1 protein-coding gene is annotated in these 1,654 nt (G+C 69.3%); it reads right to left on the bottom strand.

What is annotated here, in order from left to right; all coding sequences use genetic code 11:
- Positions 1–144 precede the first annotated feature (144 nt).
- A complete protein-coding gene (locus ABD774_RS21430; protein WP_345045794.1) occupies positions 145–1,542 on the bottom strand; it encodes an IS1380 family transposase in 1,398 nt (465 codons plus the stop codon).
- Between the last annotated feature and the right edge of the window lie 112 nt (positions 1,543–1,654).

Here is a 1,654-nt window from a genome sequence, read left to right as displayed (position 1 = left end):
CTCAGCCTCGATCCACCGGTCGGCTTTCGTCGGTCATTCTGAGTCGTTCGGCGTGAAGCATTTCGTGTGCGGGCATGGAGGACTCGCCGGTCTGCCCGGCTTTTCCACTTCGGGTTCCTCGGTCGTGCCCTGGGGGCGGGATGGTCAGGCCGCTGCGGCTGGTGGTGGTGAGGTGGCCCGGGCGGGGAAGACCGTGTGGTGCAGGGCAGTGAAGGCGTCCTGCCAGGGCCAGCAATCGGGTAGGTGCAGGCGTGGGCGCCGGGCTCGGGTGGCGATCCGGGCGGCGATGTTGATCAGCTCGGTGCGGATCGTGCCCGTGCGGGCGCGGGCGTGGCGGGTGGAGGCCAGGGCGCCGGCGGCGCGGGTGAGGTTGAACGCCATCGCGGCCAGCACGGTCCAGGCAGCGTTGGCGGTGAAAACGCCTGAGGGTAGATGAGCGAGCGCGCCGTCCTTCAGATCGGCGATGACCTGCTCGACGATCGCGTGGTCGCGGTGGGAGGCCTCGGCCTCGAGGGTCGCCAGGGGCGTGTCGGTGAAGACGGCGTGGTAGCGATAGGCGGCGAAGAGCTCGTCCTGCCCGGCTGGGACCGACTTGGCGCCCAGCCGCTTGACCCGCCGCACGATCAGCCGGGCGGTGACGTGCTCGGCCTTCTTCCGGGAGGTGAACGCGGTGTAGCCGATCTCGGCGACCTCGGCGTCGGAGACCCACCGCTGCTCGTCCTCATCGAAGATCGCGTTGGGGTACTTGATCGCCGTCCAGGCGTCCTCACTGATCCGGCTGATCGCGGCAGTGACGGCCTTGTCCAGCCGCGCGGTGACCGAGAACCTCGCCCCGGCCTTCTGTGCGGCGGCGATGGTGTCGTGGTTGTAGTACGCGCTGTCGGCCCGCACCGTGATCCGCCCGGTGACCCCGGCCCGGCGGGCGGTGGTGATCGCCTCGGCGATCAGCTTCGCGGCGCCGTGGGAGGAGGTGACGTTCCCGCGCCGCAGCCGGGTCGCGGTGATCACCGGCACCGCCGTGGGGGTCGAGACGGTCGCGAGCTGGGCGTTCAGGCCCTTGACCCGGTTGTACCCGTAGGCCACCCCCTGCTTGTGGTACCCGTGCGTTTGCCGCATGGTGTCGTCGATGTCGAGGTAGGCGACCTCATCCCCGCCGGCGAGCAGGCCCGGGACCAGCTGGGCCAGGGCGATCAGCAGCCGGGAGGCCACCGCGTCGAGCTGACGCACATGCCCGAAGGTGTAGGCACGCAGGTGGGTGCCCAGCGTGGACGGGGCCCGCAGCCCGGTGAAGATCTTGCCCATCCCGCCATGGCGCAGCAGCTTCATCCCATCGATGCTCTTCACGCCGGCGACCATCCCCGCGATCAGCGCCGGGACCTTGTGCACCGCGTTCGCGCCCGCATCCCCAGACACCGTGACGTGCTCATCAACCAGGCCGTACAAACCGGCCTTCTCGGCCAAGGCGAGCACCGGGACCAAACCCGCTGCCGACACGAGATTAGGGTCATCGAAATCAGCGGGAATGCTGTGGGAGACTCGCACCTGACGGGTGCCCTTCTAACTGGCGACTTGGAACCTTCAGCAGTCCCATCGTCCCAGGTCAGAGCGGCACCCGTCGCTCACGACCCGCCCCCACCACCGGTGGATCCAGGCT

This window comes from Georgenia daeguensis, from assembly GCF_039537705.1.
GTDB classification, from domain to species: Bacteria; Actinomycetota; Actinomycetes; order Actinomycetales; family Actinomycetaceae; genus Georgenia; species Georgenia daeguensis.
Note: the sequence above shows the minus strand (reverse complement) of the source record. Positions and strands in the feature narration are given on the sequence as shown.